We start from the raw sequence: 19,377 nt of genomic DNA, 5'->3' as shown, positions 1-19,377 counted from the left end.
CACCCCGGGGCCGGTGGGGAGATATGGAGCGTCTAAGGTGGCGTGGTACGCGCAGAGCGGACGATTCGGGAACAACGTTCCGGTGGCCGCCTGTGAGGATTCATCTTCAGTTGGGGTGTTAGTGACCGCCGTCGAATCCCGTCCCGCCGGGGTCACCGGGGCGACGCCTGCGCACCGGCCGTTCGGGGCCCGTGCCGGCGCCTTCGTCGCACTGACCAAACCGCGGATCATCGAGCTGCTGCTGATCACCACGGTGCCGGTGATGTTCCTGGCGGAGCGCGGGGTGCCGAACCTCCTGCTGGTGCTGAAGGTGGTCATCGGCGGTTACCTCTCGGCGGGTGGCGCCAACGCCCTCAACATGTACATCGACCGCGACATCGACGCGGTGATGTCCCGCACCGAGCGCCGCCCGATCGTCACCGGCATGGTGTCGCCGCGCGAGGCGCTGGTGTTCGGCATCGCGCTCGGCGTCCTGTCGACGGTCTGGCTGGGCGTCCTGGTCAACTGGCTGTCCTCGGCGCTGGCGCTGGGCGCACTCCTCTTCTATGTGTTCGTCTACACGCTGGGGCTGAAGCGCCGCACCGCGCAGAACATCGTCTGGGGCGGCATCGCCGGCTGCATGCCGGTCTTCGTCGGCTGGGCCGCGATCACCAACTCGCTCTCCTGGTCGGCGCTGGTGCTGTTCCTGGTGATCTTCTTCTGGACGCCGCCGCACTACTGGCCGCTGTCGATGAAGGTCCGTGAGGACTACGCCCGGGCCGGGGTGCCGATGCTGCCGGTGATCAAGGGCAACCTGGCGGTGGCCAAGCAGATCGTCGCCTACTCCTGGGTGATGGTGGGGGTCTCGCTGCTGCTGTGGCCGCTGGCCGACACCAGCTGGCTGTACCCGGCCGCCGCGGTGGTGCTGGGCGCCTTCTGGCTGAAGGAGGCGCACGCGCTGTACGGGCGGGCGAAGTCCGGTGTGGTCGGCGCCAAGCTGAAGGAGATGCGGCTGTTCCACTGGTCGATCACCTATCTGACGCTGCTGTTCGTGGTGATCGCGGTGGACCCGTTCGTGAAGTGACGCGGTGACGCAGATGTGAGGAAGGGCCCCGGTCGAGTCGACCGGGGCCCTTCGCGTTCCTGGCGGCGGGGCGGACAGGCCCTAGCGGTCGGGCAGCTCGGAGGGGCCGACGTGGCCGTCCAGCCAGTCCTTGAGCGGCTGCGAGGCGCGCAGGAACCCGGTGATCCGCTCGTACGCGGCGCGGGTGCCCAGCCAGGGCTCGGGGGCCCACTCCTGCCAGGCGATCAGCCCCTTGTGGCGGAGCAGTCCGATCCGCGGGTGGTCCTTGGGGTAGCCGCGCGGGGCGGACTTCAGCGAGTCCCGGCCGACCACCTCCGGCCCGGCCCGGCGGACCCGGTCGGCCACCCGCTCCAGCTCGGCGCCGGAGACGTCCTCGGCGACCGCGGTCCGGTAGCGGTCCAGCTGGTCGGGGGCGAGCCGGTACAGCCCGTTGCCGCAGGCCAGGCCGTCGGCGGAGAGCTGGACGTAGCCACCGGCCGCCAGATGGGCGCCGATGTGCGTCTTGTACGGGGACTTGTCGGCGCTGAACCGCACGTCGCGGTTGGGCCGGAAGATCCTGCCGGGCCCGAACTCGGGTTCCAGCTCGTCCAGCAGCCGTTCCATCGGCTCCCGGACGGCCTGCTCGTACCGGTTCTTGTGGGACTGCCAGAAGGTCTTGGAGTTGTCGGCCTCGAGGTGCTCGTAGAAGTCGAGCGCCTCGGCCGGCCAGCCGTCGAAGGTCACCCCACCAGTATGTGGCCCGGTGCACACGGCGCTCCCGTCGCCAGCTCTCCTACCGCTCGGTAGCATGCGGGCATGAGCAGCGCAGAGACCGCCACCCCCGCCGCGCCGGACGCCCGTGCCGAGCGTCGTGCCAAGCGCATCGCCAAGCACCTGACCGCCTTCGCCGCGGCGCACGGCGGCAGCGCCGACGGCGTCGTCGAGTACGTCGGCGCGGTCGCCACCCGGATCGTCGTGGTCGGCGCCGACGGCGCCTGGGGCGACCAGGTCGCGCCCAGCTACGCGGTCGGCCGCCGGGCCGCCGAGCTGGCCGGGGTCACCCTGCACGAGAACTTCGAGGGCGAACTCGGCCTGAAGGTGCGCACCGGCGCGTACGAGTGGAAGCGGATGGCCGGCATCCAGATCGGCGGCTGAGCCCGCCCCCTGTCACACGCAGCAGGGCCCCGGTCGCTGGAGACCGGGGCCCTACTGCGTGTGACGTGGCCCGAGAGGTGCCGGGGGTGCCGGGGTCAGGCGGTCGCGGGCTCGGGGGTGCGGGCGGGCGGTGCGTCCTGGGCCGGGGCGTCCTCGCGGGCGCGCAGGGCGAGCGGGATGCGCAGGGCGGCGATCCAGATCAGGGTGGCGCCCAGCATGTGCAGGCCGACCAGCAGCTCCGGGACGTCGGTGAAGTACTGGACGAAGCCGATCACGCCCTGGAGCAGCAGGCCGACCAGCAGCTCGCGGGCCCGGGCCCGGGCGGCCGGCGGGGCCTTGACGGCGGCGAACACGAAGACCACCGCGATCGAGAGGCCGATCGAGAGGAAGGCCAGGTCGGCGTGGGCCTGGGCGAGGCGGTCGTAGTCCAGTGGGATCCGCGGGACCATCTTGTTGTCCTTGGGCGTCCCGGGGTGGTGGCCGGCGCCGGTGACCAGGGTGCCGGCGGCCACCAGCAGGCCGATCACGCCGACCAGGGCGTAGGAGAGCCGCTTGATCGGCTCGGCCACCAGCGGCCGGGCCGGGCCGTCCCCCTCCTTGGACCGCTCCCACATCAGGGTCGCGACCCAGACCAGGGCCATCGCGGCGATCAGGTGCAGCGCCACCGTGTACGGGTTGAGGCCGGTCAGTACGGTGATGCCGCCGAGTACGGCGTTGCTCATCACCAGCCAGAACTGGGCCCAGCCGAGCTTGGTCAGGCCGCGCCGCCGGGGCCGCGCGCAGCGCGCGGCGACGATCGCCCAGCCGACGGCGGCGCTCAGTACATAGGTGAGCATCCGGTTGGTGAACTCCACGACGCCGTGGAAGCCCATCTCGGCGGTCGGGGTGAGGCTCTCGTCGGTGCAGCGCGGCCAGGTGGTGCAGCCGAGGCCGGAGGCGGTGAGGCGGACGGCACCGCCGGTCACGACGATCACCACGCTCATCACCAGCGCGGCGAACGCGGCGCGCTTGACCATGGCGGCGGAGGGCTGCCAGCGCTCGGCGAGCAGGGAGAAGGGGGTGGTGTTAGGCACGGCGTCCATGGTATGCGGCCTTACAGCCGATCTTGGGGCGGGGGCGGGCGTGGGGGCGGGCGCGGGTCGGCACGCGGCGCTGGGCTCCCGGTGTCGACTTGGCGGCAAATCCATCAGGGGCATGACGGGGCAAAGCGGATCATTCGGTCAATGCAGTCATTGGTCTTGACCAATTGCCTACATGGCCGAAAGAGTGCGGTTTGGTCCATACCTTTTTCCGGACCCCTCCCACACCCCCGCACGCAAGCGGAGATCCTGCACATGCGCATATCCGTTCCCGCCGCAGCGCTCGCGCTCGGCGGATCCTTCGTTCTGGCCGGGCTCGTCGCCCCGGCCGCCGCCCAGGCCGCCCCGACCCAGTGCCTGAACCTCGGGGTCGCCAACCTCTACGGGGAGTTCGTCGAGGGTGACGACACCCATACGCCGGACGCCGAGGGTGCGGTGGCGGTCGGTGGCAACGCCGACTTCACCGGCGGCTTCTCGGTCGGCCAGGAGCTGACCCCCGAGCAGGTCAAGGCGCTGCCGGGCGGCAACGCCCTGGTCGTCGCCGGCAAGCTGACCGGCCACAACACCCAGGTGATGAAGGGCAACGGCGTCTACGGCTCCAAGGCCGAGGGCGCCGTGATCCAGGCCCACCAGGGCACGGTCGGCCAGGGCAAGTCGCCGATCGACTTCGCCGCCGAGTTCGCCCGGGTCCGCGCCGTGTCCACCACCCTGGCCGGCACGCCGCAGACCGCCGGCGCCACGGTCGAGGCCAAGGGCAAGGAGCTCTACCTCACCAGCGGCGACGCCGCCTTCAACAGCTTCACCGTCTCCGCCGCCGCGCTCCAGGGTGCCACCGGGATCTTCGTGAAGGTGCCGGCCGGCTCGGTCACCGTGGTCACCGTCACCGGCGACTCCTACGACATGGCGGCCGCGAAGACCACCGGCTTCTTCCTCTGGGACGAGGGCAAGAAGTCCTACGTCCTGGACGACAAGCTGCAGAGCGCGCACGGCGGGGCGATCCGCTCCAAGCTGCTCTGGAACTTCCCGACCGCCACCAAGGTGGTCAAGAACAGCCAGGCCGCCTGGTCCGGCACCGTGCTGGCGCCGAACGCGGCGTTCGACCTGGGCTCGGCGGCCCCGGTGAACGGCTCGGTCATCGTCAAGTCGCTGACCGGCAAGGGCGGTGCGGAGACGCACCACTACCCCTTCACCGGCTGCCTGCCGACCACGCCGCCCACCACCCCGCCGACGACGCCGCCCACGACGCCGAGCACCCCGCCCACCACGCCGCCGGTGGTGCCGCCGACCGGTACGCCGTCGGCGAGCGTCACCCCGAGCACGCCGGGCTCCACCGGGACCCCGAGCACGCCGCCGACCACCCCCGGCACGACCGGCACCCCGGCGCCCTCGGTGACCCCGGGCGCCTCGGGCAGCCCGTCCGTCCCGGCCACCGCCAGGCCGAGCGCGAGCGGGTCGGCGAGCCCGTCCGCGAGCGCCTCCGCCTCGGCTGCCGTGCCGGGCGCCTCGGCGAGCCGGTCGGCCGGTGCCGTCACCGAGGGCGGCCTCGCCCACACCGGCTCCGGCCCGGTCGTGCCGCTGACGATCGCCGGTGGCCTGGCCCTCGCCGCCGGTGGCGCGCTGGTCGTGGTCGCGCGTCGGCGCAAGGCGGCCGGCCGGGTCTGACCCGTGCGACCCGTGGCGGTCCGCTCCGTACCGGTTGAAGGGGCATGACCCGTTTTGCTCCTTCAGGCACCCCTGGTGATCGAAAATGATCACCAGGGGTGCAGTCTTTCGGCCACCCTGACCGTGTCCATTCGGGTCGGTGGCAGCGCCATTGCCCGAGCTGACGGGCCTGCGCGGGCGCCGAAGCACATCCGGATGTCACCGGAAAGTCGAAATCCGGACGTGCAGCGGGGTGTGGAGCGGTAGGGGGCTGCCGGTAGAGTCCCCCGGACAGTCGTAGCGGGCCCACCGCTGTTCCACTCAATGCGCCTGCTGCACAAGACCGTTCGGAGGGAACTACGAAATGGCGCGACAGCGGCGGCAGATAGGCATCGGCAGTGCGGCGATCGCGGGAACGGCCGTGGCGGCCGTCCTGCTGCCGGTGGCGCTGGCGACCAGTGCCTCGGCCCACGTCCCGACCTGGCAGGTCACCTGCGACAAGATCGTGATCGACCTCGCCAACTACAGCGACAAGGCGGGCGTCAAGAACGCCGTCAGCCTGACCGTCGACGGCGAGAAGGTGCTGGACCAGAAGGAGTTCGGCAAGACCTTCAAGCAGACCTTCCCGGTGAAGGACCACAGCGCGCCGATCAAGGCCACGCTGGTGGTGACCACCACCGAGGACCCGAAGAACGCGGACTGGAACAAGACGGAGACGAAGACGATCGAGGTCTGCGCGACCCCGACGCCCACTCCGACCCCCACCCCGACCGTCACCCCGACGCCGACCCCGACGGCGACGGTGACGCCCACCCCGACTCCCACCGCGACGGTGACGCCGACGCCGAGCCCCACCGCGACGGTGACGCCGACCCCGCCCCCGGTCACCCCGACCGTGACGCCGAGCCGGCCGGCCACGCCGACGGCCACCCCGTCGACCGCCGCGCCCGTCCCGCCGAAGACCTCCTCGCCGACCCCGGCCGGCCCGGCGCTGGCCGCGACCGGTAGCAGCGACGCCACCCCGGTCATCGCGGCCGTCGGCGGCGGTGTCGTGCTCCTCGGCGGCGCGCTCGTCCTGCTCGCCCGCCGTCGTCGCGGCGGCGACCAGGGCTGAGCTGCGGCGCCTCGCGCACCGAGGCGGTAGCAACGCCGACGGCCCCCCGGTCCTGATGGACCGGGGGGCCGTCGTGTCGTGTCACGCGGCCGGGCTACTCCCAGCGGAAGAAGCGCGCGGCGGCGGCGAGGCCGAGCACGGCCCAGCCGCCCAGCAGGCCGAGGTCGGCCCACGGCACCCCGGCGCCGTCCTGGAGCACCGAGCGCAGACCGTCCGACAGCGCGGCGATCGGCAGCAGCTCCAGGACGGACTGCGCCGCCGCCGGGAACTTCGACAGCGGCACGACCACCCCGCCCGCGAGCAGCAGCAGCACGAAGACCAGGTTGGCGGCCGCCAGCGTCGCCTCCGCCTTCAGCGTGCCGGCCATCAGCAGGCCGAGCCCGGAGAAGGCGGCGGTGCCGAGCACCAGCAGGGCGGTTACGGTCAAGGGGTTGCCCTGCGGCGACCAGCCGAGGGCCAGCGCGATCACCGACAGCAGCGCCACCTGGAGCGCCTCGGTGACCAGGACGCAGCCGGTCTTGGCGGTCAGCAGCGCCCAGCGCGGCAGCGGGCTGGCGCCCAGCCGCTTCAGCACGCCGTAGCGGCGCTCGAAGCCGGTGGCGATGGCCTGCCCGGTGAAGGCCGTCGACATCACGGCCAGCGCGAGCAGTCCCGGCGCGAGGAAGTCGACCCGCTTGCCGGGCCCCTCGACGGCGACGATGTCCACCGCGGAGAAGAGCACCAGCAGCACGGTCGGGATGACCACGGTGAGCAGCAGCTGCTCGCCGTTGCGCAGCAGCATCCGGGTCTCGAACGCCGTCTGGGCCAGCAGCATCCGGCCGACCGGCGCCGCTCCGGGACGGGGGGAGTAGTCGGTCACGAGCGCAGGTCCCGTCCGGTCAGGTCGAGGAAGACGTCTTCGAGGCTGCGGCGCTGCACCGCGAGCCGCTCCGGGAGGATGCCGGTGGCCGCGCACCAGGCGGTGACGGCGGCGAGCAGCTGGGGGTCGACCGGCGCCTCGATGCGGTAGCTCCCGGGGGAGGGCTCGGCGGCGGTGGCGCCCTCGGGCAGCTCCTTGAGCAGGGTGGTGAGGTCGAGCCCGGGCGGGCCGTCGAAGCGCACGCTCGACTCGGCGCCGCCGCGGCACAGCTCCTCCGGGGTGCCGCCGGCGATCACCCGGCCCCGGTCGACGATCGCGACCCGGTCGGCGAGCTGCTCGGCCTCGTCCATGTGGTGGGTGGTGACGACCACGGTGACGCCGTCCCGGCGCAGGTCGCGGACCAGCTCCCAGGTGGCGCGGCGGGCCTGCGGGTCGAGTCCGGCGGTGGGCTCGTCCAGGAAGACCAGTTCGGGGCGGCCGACCACGGCCATCGCCAGGGCGAGCCGCTGCTGCTGGCCGCCGGAGAGGCGGCGGTAGGTGGTGCGGCCGCAGGAGCCCAGGCCGAGCCGTTCGACCAGCGCGTCGACGTCCAGCGGGTCGGCGTGCAGCTTCGCGGTGTGCCGGAGCATCTCGACGGCGCGGGCGCCCGCGTACACGCCGCCGGACTGGAGCATCACGCCGATCCGGGGGCGCAGCTCGGCGTTCTGCGCGACCGGGTCGAGGCCGAGCACCCGGACGGTGCCGGCGTCGGGGCGGCGGTAGCCCTCGCAGGTCTCGACGGTGGTGGTCTTCCCGGCGCCGTTCGGGCCGAGGACGGCGGTGACGGTGCCCCGGTCGATGCGCAGGTCGAGACCGTCCACCGCGGTCTTCTCGCCGTAGCGCTTGACCAGCCCGGTGATCTGGACCGCGGGTTCGGATTGCATGCCTGTGAGTCTAAGAGGGGCCAACGGATGGCCCCGACACCGGGTTTGGTGATCATTTCCGCAGGTCAGGTAAGGCTAACCTGCGTGACAGATGCCACGGGTGAGGCCTGGGTCACGGCTTGTCCTGTCGGAAGGAATTACGCAACACTGGTGTTGTGAAAAACATGCGCGAGCACTCCACGCAGCAGGAGGCCGAGTCGGCCCCCGGCTGCGCCGTGCCCGCGACGGCGGCAGAGGTGCTGCTGGACGGCCACCGGGCCACCCGGGACCGGGTCGCCCGGTCGATCCTGGACCACGGTCCCTCCTCCGCCGCCGACCTGGCGAGCCGGCTCGGTCTGACCACCGCGGCCGTCCGCCGTCACCTGGACGGCCTGACCGCCGCCGGCCTGGTCGAGTCCCGCGAGCAGCGGGTCTACGGCAGCCGCGGCCGGGGCCGTCCGGCCAAGGTCTTCGCCCTGACCGACGGTGGTCGCGACGCCTTCTACCAGGCGTACGACCAGCTCGCCGCCGACGCCCTGCGCTGGATCTCCGACGCGGTCGGCGGCGGCAAGGCCGGGGAGGAGGCGGTCGCCGCCTTCGCCCGGGCCCGGTTCGGCCGGCAGGCGGAGAAGTACGGCGAGGCCCTCAGCTCCGCCGGAGCGGGCGAGCGCACCGAGGCACTGGCCCAGGCGCTCAGTGCCGACGGGTACGCTGCCACGGTGCGGCGGGTCCCGTCTGCCGCGGCCCAGGCCCCGGCGGGCGCGCAGCTCTGCCAGCACCACTGCCCGGTCGCGCACATCGCCGAGCAGTTCCCGCAGCTCTGCGAGGCGGAGACCGAGGTCTTCTCCCAGTTGCTGGGCACCCATGTGCAACGGCTGGCCACCATCGCCCACGGCGACGGGGTCTGCACGACCTATGTGCCGGCACCCGGTGCCGCATCGTCGCCCGCCCTGCGCTCCGCCGCGGGCCGGGACACCGATGCCGCGCCGACTGCCGGTACGTCCACCGATGATTCAGCGTCCGCGCGTTAGGAAGCTCGCATGACTGACACCGTTTCGCACCCCGAGCTCGACGGCCTGGGCAACTACGAGTACGGCTGGGCCGACCCGGACGTCGCCGGCGCCGGGGCCAAGCGTGGGCTCAGCGAGGACGTGGTCCGCGACATCTCGGCGAAGAAGAACGAGTCCGAGTGGATGCTGAACCTGCGTCTCAAGGGCCTGAAGCTGTTCGGCAAGAAGCCCATGCCGACCTGGGGCTCCGACCTCTCCGGCATCGACTTCGACAACATCAAGTACTTCGTCCGCTCCACCGAGAAGCAGGCCGAGTCCTGGGAGGACCTGCCCGCGGACATCAAGGCCACCTACGACAAGCTGGGCATCCCGGAGGCGGAGAAGCAGCGCCTGGTCGCCGGTGTCGCCGCCCAGTACGAGTCCGAGGTCGTCTACCACCAGATCCGCGAGGACCTGGAGGAGCAGGGTGTCATCTTCCTGGACACCGACACCGCGCTCAAGGAGCACCCGGAGCTCTTCCACGAGTACTTCGGCACCGTCATCCCGACCGGTGACAACAAGTTCGCCGCGCTGAACACGGCCGTGTGGTCCGGCGGCTCCTTCATCTACGTGCCGAAGGGTGTCCACGTCGACATCCCGCTCCAGGCCTACTTCCGGATCAACACCGAGAACATGGGCCAGTTCGAGCGGACGCTGATCATCGTCGACGAGGACGCCTACGTCCACTACGTCGAGGGCTGCACCGCGCCGATCTACTCCTCGGACTCGCTGCACTCGGCGGTCGTGGAGATCATCGTCAAGAAGGGCGGCCGCTGCCGCTACACGACCATCCAGAACTGGTCGAACAACGTCTACAACCTGGTCACCAAGCGCGCCGTGGCGTACGAGGGCGCGACCATGGAGTGGGTCGACGGCAACATCGGCTCCAAGGTCACCATGAAGTACCCGGCCGTCTACCTGATGGGCGAGCACGCCAAGGGCGAGACCCTGTCGATCGCCTTCGCCGGCGAGGGCCAGCACCAGGACGCCGGCGCCAAGATGGTCCACATGGCGCCGAACACCTCCTCCAACATCGTCTCCAAGTCGGTGGCGCGCGGCGGCGGCCGGACCTCCTACCGGGGTCTGATCGAGATCGGCGAGGGCTCCAAGGGCGCCAAGTCCAACGTGCTCTGCGACGCGCTGCTGGTCGACACCATCTCCCGCTCGGACACCTACCCCTACGTGGACGTCCGCGAGGACGACGTGTCCATGGGCCACGAGGCGACCGTCTCCAAGGTCAGCGAGGACCAGCTCTTCTACCTGATGAGCCGCGGCATGACCGAGTTCGAGGCCATGGCGATGATCGTCCGCGGCTTCGTCGAGCCGATCGCGCGCGAGCTGCCGATGGAGTACGCGCTGGAGCTGAACCGGCTGATCGAGCTGCAGATGGAGGGCTCCGTCGGCTGACCCGCCGGCCGCCCGCCGTCCATCGACACTTTTTTGAGGAAGAGAGCACAACGAACAGCCATGGCTGACGTCCAGAACAACTCCGGCTCCACCACCGCCGGTTCGATCGAGGTCGGCACCGCCGGTGCCGGCGCCCAGCTCGCCGGTCCCGGCACCGGTCGGGACAGTGTCCGGCAGCCGATCGACGCGCGCGTCGCGGTCGCGCCGTCCTTCGACGTCGCGGACTTCCCGGTGCCCACCGGCCGCGAGGAGGACTGGCGGTTCACCCCGCTGCACCGCCTCGGCGGCCTGCACGACGGCACCGCCGCGACCGCCGACAAGGGCGAGGACAAGGTCGAGCTGAGCCTGCCCGAGGGGGTCACCGCCGAGACCGTCGGCCGTGACGACGCCCGCCTCGGCAAGGCCGGCAAGCCGGTCGACCGGGTCGCCGCGCAGGCGTTCAGCGCCTTCGAGCAGGCGCTCGTGGTCACCGTCCCCAAGGAGACGGTCATCACCGAACCGGTGCGGATCGACGTGCACGGCGAGGGCGGCACCCGCTTCGCGCACGTGGTCGTCGACGTCAAGCCGTTCGCCGAGGCCGTCGTGGTGATCAACCACACCGGCACCGGCACCCGGGCCGCCAACGTCGAGCTGCTGGTCGGCGACGGCGCCAAGCTGACCTTCGTCTCGGTCCAGGACTGGGAGCGCGACGCGGTCCACGTCGCCCAGCAGACCGCGCTGGTCGGCCGCGACGCCTCGCTGAAGTCCGTCGTCGTCACCTTCGGCGGCGACGTGGTCCGGATCCACCCGCGGGTCAACTACGCCGCCCCCGGTGGCGAGGCCGAGCTGCTCGGCCTCTACTTCGCCGACGCCGGCCAGCACCTCGAGCACCGTCTGGTCATCGACCACGACACCCCGCACTGCCGCTCCAACGTCGTCTACAAGGGCGCGCTGCAGGGCCAGGACGCGCACGCGGTGTGGATCGGCGACGTGCTGATCCGCGCCGCCGCCGAGGGCACCGACACCTACGAGCTCAACCGCAACCTGGTGCTCACCGACGGCGCCCGGGTCGACTCGGTGCCGAACCTGGAGATCGAGACCGGCGAGATCGTCGGCGCCGGCCACGCCTCCGCCACCGGCCGCTTCGACGACGAGCAGCTCTTCTACCTGCGCTCGCGCGGCATCCCGGCCGACGAGGCCCGCCGCCTGGTGGTGCGCGGCTTCTTCGCCGAACTGGTCCAGCAGATCGGCGTCGCCGAGATCCAGGACCACCTCATGGAGAAGATCGAGGCCGAGCTGGAAGCGGCGGTCTGACACCCATGAGCTTCCTTCGCGCCTGTGCGCTGAGCGAACTGGCTGAGGACGTGCCCAAGCGCGTCGACCTCAACGGCGTACCGGTCGCCGTCGTCCGCACCGACGAGGGGGTGTTCGCGGTCAACGACATCTGCTCGCACGCGAACGTCTCGCTGTCCGAGGGCGAGGTCGAGGACTGCATGATCGAGTGCTGGCTGCACGGCTCCAGCTTCGACCTGCGCACCGGCAAGCCCTCCGGCCTGCCCGCCACCCGGCCGGTCGCTGTCTACCCCGTAAAGATCGAAGGGGACGATGTGCTCGTCTCCGTCAACCAGGAGTCCTGAGTACACATGGCTACCCTTGAAATCCGCGACCTGCACGTCTCCGTCGAGGCCGAGAACGGTCCCCGGGAGATCCTGAAGGGCGTCGACCTGACCGTGAAGCAGGGCGAGACCCACGCCATCATGGGTCCGAACGGCTCCGGCAAGTCCACCCTGGCCTACTCCCTGGCCGGTCACCCCAAGTACACCGTCACCGGCGGCTCGGTGCTGCTGGACGGCGAGGACGTCCTGGAGATGTCCGTCGACGAGCGCGCCCGGGCCGGCGTCTTCCTGGCCATGCAGTACCCGGTCGAGGTCCCCGGCGTCTCGGTCTCCAACTTCCTGCGCACCGCCGCCACCGCCGTCCGCGGCGAGGCCCCCAAGCTGCGGCTGTGGGTGAAGGAGGTCAAGGAGGCGATGGCCGCCCTCCAGATGGACCCGGCCTTCGCCGAGCGCAACGTCAACGAGGGCTTCTCCGGCGGCGAGAAGAAGCGCCACGAGATCCTCCAGCTGGAGCTGCTCAAGCCCAAGGTCGCGATCCTCGACGAGACCGACTCCGGCCTGGACGTCGACGCGCTGCGGGTCGTCTCCGAGGGCATCAACCGGGTCCGTTCCACCGGGGAGGTGGGCACCCTCCTGGTCACCCACTACACCCGCATCCTGCGGTACATCAAGCCCGACCACGTCCACGTCTTCGCGGGCGGCCGCATCGTCGAGTCCGGCGGTGCCGAGCTGGCCGACAAGCTGGAGGCGGAGGGCTACGAGGCCTATGTGAAGGGTGGCGCGTCCGAGTGACCTCTTCCACGCACGAGTCGGCGGTCCTGTCGGGCCTGCTCGACACCGACGCGATCCGCAAGGACTTCCCGGTCCTGCAGCGGCTGCTGCACGACGGCAAGCCGCTGGTCTACCTGGACAACGCGGCCACCTCGCAGAAGCCCCGCCAGGTGCTCGACGCCCTGAACGCCTACTACGAGCGGCACAACGCCAACGTCCACCGCGGCGTGCACGTGCTCGCCGAGGAGGCCACGGCGCTGTACGAGGGCGCCCGGGACAAGGTCGCGGCTTTCGTCAACGCGCCGAGCCGCAACGAGGTGGTGTTCACCAAGAACGCCTCCGAGTCGCTCAACCTGGTCGCCAACATGCTGACCTGGGCGGACGAGCCGTACCGGGTGGACGCCGAGTCCGAGATCGTCATCACGGAGATGGAGCACCACTCCAACATCGTCCCGTGGCAGCTGCTCTCGCAGCGCACCGGCGCGAAGCTGAAGTGGTTCGGGCTGACCGACGAGGGCCGGCTCGACCTGTCCAACATCGACGAGCTGATCACCGAGAAGACCAAGGTGGTCTCCTTCACCCTGGTCTCCAACCTGCTGGGCACCGTCAACCCGGTCGAAGCCATCGTGCGCAAGGCCCAGTCGGTCGGCGCGCTGGTCGTGATCGACGCCTCGCAGGCCGCGCCGCACATGGTGCTGGACGTCCAGGCGCTGGAGGCCGACTTCGTCGCCTTCACCGGCCACAAGATGCTGGCGCCGACCGGCATCGGCGTGCTCTGGGGCCGCCAGGAGCTGCTGGAGGACCTCCCGCCGTTCCTCGGCGGCGGCGAGATGATCGAGACCGTCACCATGGGCTCGTCCACCTACGCCCCGGCGCCGCACAAGTTCGAGGCCGGCACCCCGCCGATCGCCCAGGCGGTCGGGCTGGGCGCGGCCGTCGACTACCTGACCGGCATCGGCATGGAGCGGATCGCCGCCCACGAGCACGCCATCACCGAGTACGCGCTCGAGCGGCTGCTGGAGGTCCCGGACCTGCGGATCATCGGCCCGCGCACGGCCGTCGACCGCGGTGCGGCGATCTCGTTCACGCTGGGCGACATCCACCCGCACGACGTGGGCCAGGTGCTGGACGAGCAGGGCATCGCCGTGCGCGTCGGCCACCACTGCGCGCGGCCGGTCTGCCTGCGGTACGGAATTCCTGCGACCACGCGGGCGTCGTTCTACCTGTACTCGACGCCGGGCGAGGTCGACGCGCTCGTGGAGGGCCTCCACCACGTCCGGAACTTCTTCGGCTGAGGACGGGGCACGCGACCATGAAGCTCGACTCGATGTACCAGGACATCATCCTGGACCACTACCGCAACCCGCACGGCAAGGGGCTGCGGGACGGTGACGCCGAGGTGCACCACGTCAACCCGACGTGCGGCGACGAGATCACCCTGCGGGTGAAGCTCGACGGCTCCACCGTTGTCGACGTCTCCTACGAGTCCCAGGGCTGCTCGATCAGCCAGGCCAGCGCCTCGGTGCTGAACGACCTGGTGGTCGGCAAGACCGTGGGCGAGGCCCAGGCGGTCCAGGAGGCCTTCCTGGAGCTGATGCAGAGCAAGGGCCAGGGCGAGGGCGACGAGGAGGTGCTGGAGGACGCGGTCGCGTTCGCCGGCGTCTCCAAGTACCCGGCCCGGGTCAAGTGCGCCCTGCTCAGCTGGATGGCCTGGAAGGACGCCACCGCCAAGGCCCTCGCCGAGCACCCCGCCACCGACTGACACCGCAGAGGAGGACACCCGCCATGACCGAAGAGACCACCTCCCCCGCGGAGGAGACCACCCCGGCCGGCCCGGTCGGCACCAGCGCCGGCACCGTCGCCGTCGAGGACCTCGTCGAGGCCCTGATGGACGTCGTCGACCCCGAACTGGGCATCGACGTCGTCAACCTGGGCCTGATCTACGGCGTCCACATCGACGACGCCGATGTGGCCACCATCGACATGACCCTCACCTCGGCGGCCTGCCCGCTGACGGACGTGATCGAGGACCAGGCCAGGACCGCCACCGACGGCCTGGTCAAGGACCTGCGGATCAACTGGGTCTGGATGCCGCCGTGGGGCCCCGACAAGATCACCGACGAGGGCCGCGACCAGCTCCGCGCCCTGGGCTTCAACGTCTGAGGCCCTGAGTCGATCGTCGACCCGCTGCCGCGCGAACCGCAAGGTTCGCGCGGCAGCGGCGTTTCCGGGGTGCACCCGCGTGTGATCTCGGTCGTTGAGCAGCTCTACCGCCGTTCCCCACCGTCCACCCCCCACCCGCCTCCCGGCAGGTGCCCACCCCGGGCCCGGCCGCGTGCCGCCCGGCCGGGCGGCACGCGGTGCTGATGCAGCAGGAGGAAGCACTCGCCGGCAGCATGCAGCCGAAGCGACGCACCTGCCGGAAGCGACAGTCCCCGTCCTGCCGGCCCCTTCGCACCGGTGGGACAGCGTGTGTCAGGCGGCGATGTGAGCAGGCCGTCCACCGGCCAGCGCTGAGTGCAGGGCGGTTCGGACTCGGGCGGCACCTGCAGCTGCCGCCTCTGCCGCCTTCCCGGGCGGGGGTGTGAGGGTGGTCAGGCCGGAGCACGGGCGACAGATGCCCGGTCGGGGCACGGGGTCGTGGCACTTGGCGCACTCGGCGTACCGGGCCGGTGGCAGTGCGGTGGGCCGGGCGGGCGGCATCTTGTGCTCCAGCCGGTAGCGGATGACGGCCGCCGCCGAGTGCATCGGGACGGGCAGGCCCGGCAGCAAGGCGTGAGCGAGGTCGGTCCGGGTCGCTCCGCGCTCCAGCCACTGTGCGACCAGGGGCGCGAGTTCGGCGGCCTCGGCCTCGCCCAGGCGCAGGCGTGGTTCGGGCCGGATCACGCGGAACAGGGTGGCCACGGCTTCGCGGACCTCTGCGGCCTTGCCGTCGTCGGCCGAACTCGCGGGGAGGGAGGGTTCTTTGCGCCGGTTCTTAGGAGGAGGGCTGTCAGTGTGCCCGGTGCCCGCTCCACCGGGTGCCGGACGGGTGGCATCCGGCGAGGACCAAGGCGTGTCGTACACGTGGGTCTCGGTGCGGATGGTGCCGTCCGGCATCCGGATCTTCTCGACGCGGTAGTAGCCCGCGTCGGTCAGCTCCTTCAGGGCCTTGCGGATCGCGCCGCGCCCCTGCGGGCTGGAGTCAGCCATGTGGCGACCGTCCTCCCGCCAGCCGTCGGGGCGGGAGAGGAGGTCCGCGAGCAGGCCACGGGCGGTGTAGGAGAGCCGTCGGTACTGCAGGACGGCGTTGGGCAGCACGGTGAAGTTGCGCACGTGGGCGCTACGATGGACGCGCATCGGGAGTGATAGCTCCTGTTGCCGGACCCCGGGGTGTTGGTAGCACCGCCGGGGTCGCCTTTTTCACTTTGAGTACGGAACGTATCACGGTATTTGACGCACCGTGAGGCGTTTCTGGCACCCAGTGAGGCCACAGCGGCTACCTGGCGGCGAGGAGTTCGCCACGTTCGACGGCCTCGTGGAGAACCACGGCGATCTCCTGGGGCAGGAGGTTGATCGCGCCGATGGCTTCGCCGGTGAGGGGGATCTCCTGCAGGAGGTACTCACCTCGGCCTTCCTCGCTGAACTCGGGCCCGGTGCGGTCCTCGAAGCTCCACTTCTCGACGGTGGCGAGGTAGAAGTCCTGGCGCTCGTCCCCGGTTTCGATGGTGTGGAGGAGGCTGACGACCTCAGCCTCGCCCGCGATCTCCTCGCGGACCTCGCGCAGCAGGGCCTCCTCGGGGCTGGCGTCGGTCGGCTCGATCTTGCCGCCGACGATCACCCAGTACGGGTCGACGCCGGGGCGGAGGCGCTTGATCAGCAGCATGGTGTTGTTCGGGGTGAGGAGAACGGCGCGGACGCGGTGCTGCACGGTGGCCTGCTTCCTGTTCGGTGGCGTGGGGCGGTGAGCGGAGAAGCTTGCCACAAGTGCAACGACTGGCCGATGGTCAAGGACGCGCTGCACGCGGCCGTGCGCCGAGTTCACCGGCGCTGTCGGTCGTGACACCTGGCGGTCGAGCACGGCCGAGATCGCCCGCTCGTGGACGAAGCCGGTCCGGTCGGCGCGTTCAATCTGCGATGACGTCGATCAGGTCGCGGGCGCCGATGCGGATCGTGCTGCGGTTGGGCGGCATTCGATCTCTCCAATCACGACTCCGACAAACCGTCGGAAAAAGGTGGGCCGGTGTTCGAGTAGCATCCGGTCAACATCTCTTCAGGTGCCGGGAGTTCGGGAATGCGGAAGCTGATTGTCGGATCGCGGGCCAGTCACCTCGCACGAGCGCAGGTCAAGGAGTTCCTGGCGCCGCTGCGGGAGCGCTTCCCCGACGTCGAGTTCCGCCACCAGGTGATTCTTGAAGGCGGGGACCGGGACCGGAAGACGGCCCTGTCGCAGGTGTCGGCCCTGTCCGGTGGCTCCGCGTTCTCCACTGAGCAGGAAGCCGCGTTGGTGCGGGGCGAGGTGGACGTGGTCGTCCACTCGCTGAAGGACCTGCCGACCGGTAGCCCGCCCGGCCTGGTGCTGCTGCCCCCGCCCGGCCGCGAGGACGTGCGGGACGCCCTGTGCGGCTCGACGCTGGCCGGCCTGCCGCGGGGCGCCCGGGTCGGCACCTCTGCGGCCCGCCGGATCGCCCAGTTGCTGCACGTCCGCCCGGACCTGGTCTTCGTGCCGATTCGTGGAAACGTGCCGCCTCGGCTGAACAAGCTCAAGACGATGAACCTCGACGGCGTCGTGCTGGCAGCGGCCGGGCTGGTGCGACTCGGCATGGACGACGCGATCGGCGAGCTGCTGCCGCTCGACCAGTTCCCTCCGAGCCCCGGTCAGGGGGCGCTCGGGATCCAGATCCGCGAGGACAACGAGCTGGCGCACGAGATCCTGGCGGACACCGGCGACCTGGTGGTGGACGCGGAGGTTCGGGCCGAGCGTGCGATGCTCGGCGAGCTGCACGGCGGGTGCTCGGTGCCGGTCGGTGCCTACGCGAGGGCCGACGGCGAGACGCTGTCGCTGCACGCGCAGGTCACCTCCCTGGACGGGACGGAGCAGGTCGAGGCCCGCTCCTCCGGTCCCGTCTCGGAGCCGGAGAAGTTGGGCATCCAGGTGGCCGGCATTCTCCTGGACCAGGGCGCCGAGGCGATCCTGTCGGAGATCCGCCCGGCCGCTCAGCCGGTCAGCAATCGCGCGAGGTCGGCAGCGGCATAGGTGATGATCCGCTCGGCACCCGAGCGCTTGAGCATCGTGAACAGCTCCAGCAACGGACGGAAGTCCCGCCGCCCGGTGCCCGGGTCGAGAGGTGCGAGCCGGGTGTACTCGCCGGAGACGGAGAACGGCATCAGCGGCGCCGACGTCTTCTGCTTGAGGGTGGTGAGCACGTCCACCGAGAGCATCCCCGGCTCCAGCAGCAGCATGTCCGCTCCCTCACCGACGAAGGCCAGGCCGGTGTCCACCGCTGTCTCCGGCTGGCGCGGGCTGATCTGGAACGGCCGGTGGGCACCGGAGGCGGGGGTGGCCCGCATGGTGGCCCGGTAGCCCTCGTAGAGGGCGGAGTCGAAGATCAGGTGCGGCATGGTCGCCACGTCGCGGTGGCCGTTCTCGTCCAGAGCCGCTCGCACGCAGGCGGTGGTGCCCCGGATCATCGCGGCCGGTCCCACGATGTCGGCGCCGGCTCGCGCCTGGAGGACGGCCTGGGCGGCGATCATCGCCGCTGTGCCGCCCAAGTCGATCCGGCCACTGCTGGTCAGGTGGCACTCGCCGGTGTCGGTGTGGCCGCACAGGCAGTTCTCGGTCATCACCGCGATGCCCGGCTCGGCGCCCTTGGCGGCGTGGATGGCCCGGACCATCAGGCTGTCCGGTGCGACGGCGCCGGACGCATCTGCGTCGCGGTGCAAGCTGTTGGCGAACACCTTCACCGAGCGGATGCCGAGGGTGGCGAGGTCGCGCACCGTCTGCGGGATCTCGGCCACCGTGACGGTCGGCATCGGCCGGTCGGAGTCCTCGCTGTCCTCGCGGACGAGCAGGACCATCGACAGGTCGGCCGCTGTGAGCGAAGGGCCGTCCAGGAAGCTGCGGACGGCGGCCCGGCCGTGAAGCCGGGCGGTCTCCGTGAGCGCGGCGTGGTGCTGGGTGGTGGTCATGTCGTCCTCTCGATCGTGGCTACGGGCGCCCGGGTCAGCGGGCGCGGGAGGCAGCCGGGGCGGGCGGGTGTATCGGCGGGCGGCGCGGGCCGGACAGGCGGCGGGCCACCGCGCGGGCCGCCCGACGGGGGTGGACGAGAAGCCGGCGCCGGGTGAGCGGCTGTTCGGGCAGGGCGACCTCGGCCCAGACCTTCTTGCCCCGTGCGGTGTGCTCGGCCCCGTGGGCGAGGGCCAGGCGCTCGACCAGGAACATGCCCCGGCCGGTCTCCGCGTCCGGGCCCGAAGCGTGGTGGCGGGGCAGGGCCTGCGAGTCGTCGTAGACCTCGATGATCAGGCGCCGCAGGTCGAGGTTGGCGTGCACCCCGACGGTGAGCATCGCTCCGGTGGTGTGCCGCACCGCGTTGGTGACGAGTTCCGAGATCACGGTGTTCATGGCCAGGCTGCTGTCGTTGTCCGTGCGGACGCCCCACTGTTTGATCAGCCGGCCGAGCCGCTGGCGGCTGACGGGGACGGAGGCGGGGTCGTGGACCAGGAAGAAGCTGCTGCTGCACACGCGCATGTCGAAGGAACCCTTCGGGGCGTCAGGCCGGAGCCG

Annotated in this window: 21 protein-coding genes; 13 read left to right on the top strand and 8 right to left on the bottom strand. The window is 71.2% G+C overall.

What is annotated here, in order from left to right:
* Positions 1-121 precede the first annotated feature (121 nt).
* Positions 122-1,063 (top strand): heme o synthase, encoded by a 942-nt coding sequence (locus IF01_RS0120720; RefSeq protein ID WP_030394959.1) that lies wholly within the window; start codon positions 122-124, stop codon positions 1,061-1,063.
* A gap of 81 nt (positions 1,064-1,144) precedes the next feature.
* On the opposite strand, the gene IF01_RS0120715 is transcribed toward IF01_RS0120720, so the two are convergent.
* Positions 1,145-1,786 (bottom strand): DUF2461 domain-containing protein, encoded by a 642-nt coding sequence (locus tag IF01_RS0120715; protein ID WP_030394958.1) that lies wholly within the window; start codon positions 1,784-1,786, stop codon positions 1,145-1,147.
* Positions 1,787-1,858: 72 nt separating this feature from the next.
* Here IF01_RS0120715 and IF01_RS0120710 point away from each other — a divergent pair, with 72 nt between their 5' ends.
* Positions 1,859-2,197: a hypothetical protein gene (locus IF01_RS0120710; RefSeq protein ID WP_030394957.1), complete on the top strand. Its 339-nt coding sequence runs from the start codon at positions 1,859-1,861 to the stop codon at positions 2,195-2,197.
* A 95-nt stretch (positions 2,198-2,292) separates the two neighbouring features.
* On the opposite strand, the gene IF01_RS0120705 is transcribed toward IF01_RS0120710, so the two are convergent.
* Positions 2,293-3,279, bottom strand: coding sequence for a COX15/CtaA family protein (locus tag IF01_RS0120705; RefSeq protein WP_037780471.1), 987 nt, complete (start codon positions 3,277-3,279; stop codon positions 2,293-2,295).
* Between the two features lie 252 nt (positions 3,280-3,531).
* On the opposite strand from IF01_RS0120705, the gene IF01_RS0120700 reads away from it, so the two are divergent.
* Complete coding sequence (locus IF01_RS0120700; protein ID WP_030394955.1) at positions 3,532-4,938, top strand: choice-of-anchor A family protein; 1,407 nt, start codon at positions 3,532-3,534, stop codon at positions 4,936-4,938.
* A gap of 343 nt (positions 4,939-5,281) precedes the next feature.
* Positions 5,282-6,031 carry an LAETG motif-containing sortase-dependent surface protein gene (locus tag IF01_RS0120695; protein ID WP_037780468.1) on the top strand — a complete coding sequence of 250 codons (750 nt, stop codon included), beginning with the start codon at positions 5,282-5,284 and terminating at the stop codon, positions 6,029-6,031.
* A gap of 94 nt (positions 6,032-6,125) precedes the next feature.
* Here the strand turns inward: IF01_RS0120695 and IF01_RS0120690 are convergent, their stop codons facing one another.
* Positions 6,126-6,845 carry an ABC transporter permease gene (locus IF01_RS0120690; protein ID WP_051741328.1) on the bottom strand — a complete coding sequence of 240 codons (720 nt, stop codon included), beginning with the start codon at positions 6,843-6,845 and terminating at the stop codon, positions 6,126-6,128.
* Between the two features lie 41 nt (positions 6,846-6,886).
* The gene (locus IF01_RS0120685) at positions 6,887-7,813 is read right to left on the bottom strand and encodes an ABC transporter ATP-binding protein (protein ID WP_030394952.1); all 927 of its coding nucleotides are present in this window, start codon (positions 7,811-7,813) and stop codon (positions 6,887-6,889) included.
* Between the two features lie 164 nt (positions 7,814-7,977).
* On the opposite strand from IF01_RS0120685, the gene IF01_RS0120680 reads away from it, so the two are divergent.
* Genes IF01_RS0120680 through IF01_RS0120645 form a run of 8 tightly spaced genes read left to right on the top strand, consistent with a single transcriptional unit; the run spans position 7,978 to position 14,777 of the window.
* Positions 7,978-8,823, top strand: a complete 846-nt coding sequence (locus IF01_RS0120680) for a helix-turn-helix transcriptional regulator (RefSeq protein WP_051741072.1) — start codon at positions 7,978-7,980, stop codon at positions 8,821-8,823.
* Positions 8,824-8,832: 9 nt separating this feature from the next.
* Positions 8,833-10,248, top strand: a complete 1,416-nt coding sequence (gene sufB, locus IF01_RS0120675; protein WP_030394950.1) for a Fe-S cluster assembly protein SufB — start codon at positions 8,833-8,835, stop codon at positions 10,246-10,248.
* A gap of 60 nt (positions 10,249-10,308) precedes the next feature.
* Positions 10,309-11,541 carry a Fe-S cluster assembly protein SufD gene (sufD, locus tag IF01_RS0120670; RefSeq protein WP_030394949.1) on the top strand — a complete coding sequence of 411 codons (1,233 nt, stop codon included), beginning with the start codon at positions 10,309-10,311 and terminating at the stop codon, positions 11,539-11,541.
* Between the two features lie 5 nt (positions 11,542-11,546).
* Positions 11,547-11,864 (top strand): bifunctional 3-phenylpropionate/cinnamic acid dioxygenase ferredoxin subunit, encoded by a 318-nt coding sequence (locus tag IF01_RS0120665; RefSeq protein ID WP_030394948.1) that lies wholly within the window; start codon positions 11,547-11,549, stop codon positions 11,862-11,864.
* A gap of 6 nt (positions 11,865-11,870) precedes the next feature.
* On the top strand, positions 11,871-12,635 hold the full coding sequence (gene sufC / locus IF01_RS0120660; RefSeq protein ID WP_030394947.1) for a Fe-S cluster assembly ATPase SufC: 765 nt from the start codon (positions 11,871-11,873) through the stop codon (positions 12,633-12,635).
* A gap of 26 nt (positions 12,636-12,661) precedes the next feature.
* The gene (locus IF01_RS0120655; RefSeq protein ID WP_030394946.1) at positions 12,662-13,909 is read left to right on the top strand and encodes a cysteine desulfurase; all 1,248 of its coding nucleotides are present in this window, start codon (positions 12,662-12,664) and stop codon (positions 13,907-13,909) included.
* A 17-nt stretch (positions 13,910-13,926) separates the two neighbouring features.
* Positions 13,927-14,376 carry a Fe-S cluster assembly sulfur transfer protein SufU gene (gene sufU / locus IF01_RS0120650; protein WP_030394945.1) on the top strand — a complete coding sequence of 150 codons (450 nt, stop codon included), beginning with the start codon at positions 13,927-13,929 and terminating at the stop codon, positions 14,374-14,376.
* A 23-nt stretch (positions 14,377-14,399) separates the two neighbouring features.
* Positions 14,400-14,777: a metal-sulfur cluster assembly factor gene (locus IF01_RS0120645; protein ID WP_078880144.1), complete on the top strand. Its 378-nt coding sequence runs from the start codon at positions 14,400-14,402 to the stop codon at positions 14,775-14,777.
* Positions 14,778-15,089: 312 nt separating this feature from the next.
* On the opposite strand, the gene IF01_RS44120 is transcribed toward IF01_RS0120645, so the two are convergent.
* Positions 15,090-15,953: a helix-turn-helix domain-containing protein gene (locus tag IF01_RS44120; protein WP_078880143.1), complete on the bottom strand. Its 864-nt coding sequence runs from the start codon at positions 15,951-15,953 to the stop codon at positions 15,090-15,092.
* A gap of 139 nt (positions 15,954-16,092) precedes the next feature.
* Positions 16,093-16,524, bottom strand: coding sequence for an NUDIX hydrolase (locus IF01_RS0120635; protein ID WP_030394942.1), 432 nt, complete (start codon positions 16,522-16,524; stop codon positions 16,093-16,095).
* A gap of 363 nt (positions 16,525-16,887) precedes the next feature.
* Here IF01_RS0120635 and hemC point away from each other — a divergent pair, with 363 nt between their 5' ends.
* On the top strand, positions 16,888-17,850 hold the full coding sequence (gene hemC / locus IF01_RS0120630) for a hydroxymethylbilane synthase (protein WP_030394941.1): 963 nt from the start codon (positions 16,888-16,890) through the stop codon (positions 17,848-17,850).
* Here hemC and IF01_RS44115 read toward each other — a convergent pair.
* Both IF01_RS44115 and IF01_RS42085 read right to left on the bottom strand, forming a co-directional pair.
* Positions 17,811-18,782, bottom strand: a complete 972-nt coding sequence (locus tag IF01_RS44115) for a porphobilinogen synthase (RefSeq protein ID WP_051755777.1) — start codon at positions 18,780-18,782, stop codon at positions 17,811-17,813. The genes hemC and IF01_RS44115 overlap by 40 nt on opposite strands.
* A 34-nt stretch (positions 18,783-18,816) precedes the next feature.
* Entirely contained in the window at positions 18,817-19,341 is a 525-nt protein-coding gene (locus IF01_RS42085; RefSeq protein ID WP_051755776.1) for an ATP-binding protein, read from the bottom strand.
* Positions 19,342-19,377: the final 36 nt, after the last annotated feature.

Origin of the sequence: Kitasatospora purpeofusca (genome assembly GCF_000718025.1) — a bacterium.
GTDB classification, from domain to species: domain Bacteria; phylum Actinomycetota; class Actinomycetes; order Streptomycetales; family Streptomycetaceae; genus Kitasatospora; species Kitasatospora purpeofusca.
This window is presented reverse-complemented; position numbering and strand designations above follow the sequence as displayed.

Bases quoted from the DNA above. Each gene is read 5' to 3' on its own strand.
- IF01_RS0120710 (WP_030394957.1), top strand. From the start codon at position 1,859: ATGAGCAGCGCAGAGACCGCCACCCCCGCCGCGCCGGACGCCCGTGCC.
- IF01_RS0120705 (WP_037780471.1), bottom strand. From the start codon at position 3,279: ATGGACGCCGTGCCTAACACCACCCCCTTCTCCCTGCTCGCCGAGCGC.
- IF01_RS0120700 (WP_030394955.1), top strand. From the start codon at position 3,532: ATGCGCATATCCGTTCCCGCCGCAGCGCTCGCGCTCGGCGGATCCTTC.
- IF01_RS0120695 (WP_037780468.1), top strand. From the start codon at position 5,282: ATGGCGCGACAGCGGCGGCAGATAGGCATCGGCAGTGCGGCGATCGCG.
- IF01_RS0120690 (WP_051741328.1), bottom strand. From the start codon at position 6,845: ATGCTGCTGGCCCAGACGGCGTTCGAGACCCGGATGCTGCTGCGCAAC.
- IF01_RS0120685 (WP_030394952.1), bottom strand. From the start codon at position 7,813: ATGCAATCCGAACCCGCGGTCCAGATCACCGGGCTGGTCAAGCGCTAC.
- IF01_RS0120680 (WP_051741072.1), top strand. From the start codon at position 7,978: ATGCGCGAGCACTCCACGCAGCAGGAGGCCGAGTCGGCCCCCGGCTGC.
- sufB (WP_030394950.1), top strand. From the start codon at position 8,833: ATGACTGACACCGTTTCGCACCCCGAGCTCGACGGCCTGGGCAACTAC.
- sufD (WP_030394949.1), top strand. From the start codon at position 10,309: ATGGCTGACGTCCAGAACAACTCCGGCTCCACCACCGCCGGTTCGATC.
- IF01_RS0120665 (WP_030394948.1), top strand. From the start codon at position 11,547: ATGAGCTTCCTTCGCGCCTGTGCGCTGAGCGAACTGGCTGAGGACGTG.
- sufC (WP_030394947.1), top strand. From the start codon at position 11,871: ATGGCTACCCTTGAAATCCGCGACCTGCACGTCTCCGTCGAGGCCGAG.
- sufU (WP_030394945.1), top strand. From the start codon at position 13,927: ATGAAGCTCGACTCGATGTACCAGGACATCATCCTGGACCACTACCGC.
- IF01_RS0120645 (WP_078880144.1), top strand. From the start codon at position 14,400: ATGACCGAAGAGACCACCTCCCCCGCGGAGGAGACCACCCCGGCCGGC.
- IF01_RS44120 (WP_078880143.1), bottom strand. From the start codon at position 15,953: ATGCGCGTCCATCGTAGCGCCCACGTGCGCAACTTCACCGTGCTGCCC.
- hemC (WP_030394941.1), top strand. From the start codon at position 16,888: ATGCGGAAGCTGATTGTCGGATCGCGGGCCAGTCACCTCGCACGAGCG.
- IF01_RS44115 (WP_051755777.1), bottom strand. From the start codon at position 18,782: ATGACCACCACCCAGCACCACGCCGCGCTCACGGAGACCGCCCGGCTT.
- IF01_RS42085 (WP_051755776.1), bottom strand. From the start codon at position 19,341: ATGCGCGTGTGCAGCAGCAGCTTCTTCCTGGTCCACGACCCCGCCTCC.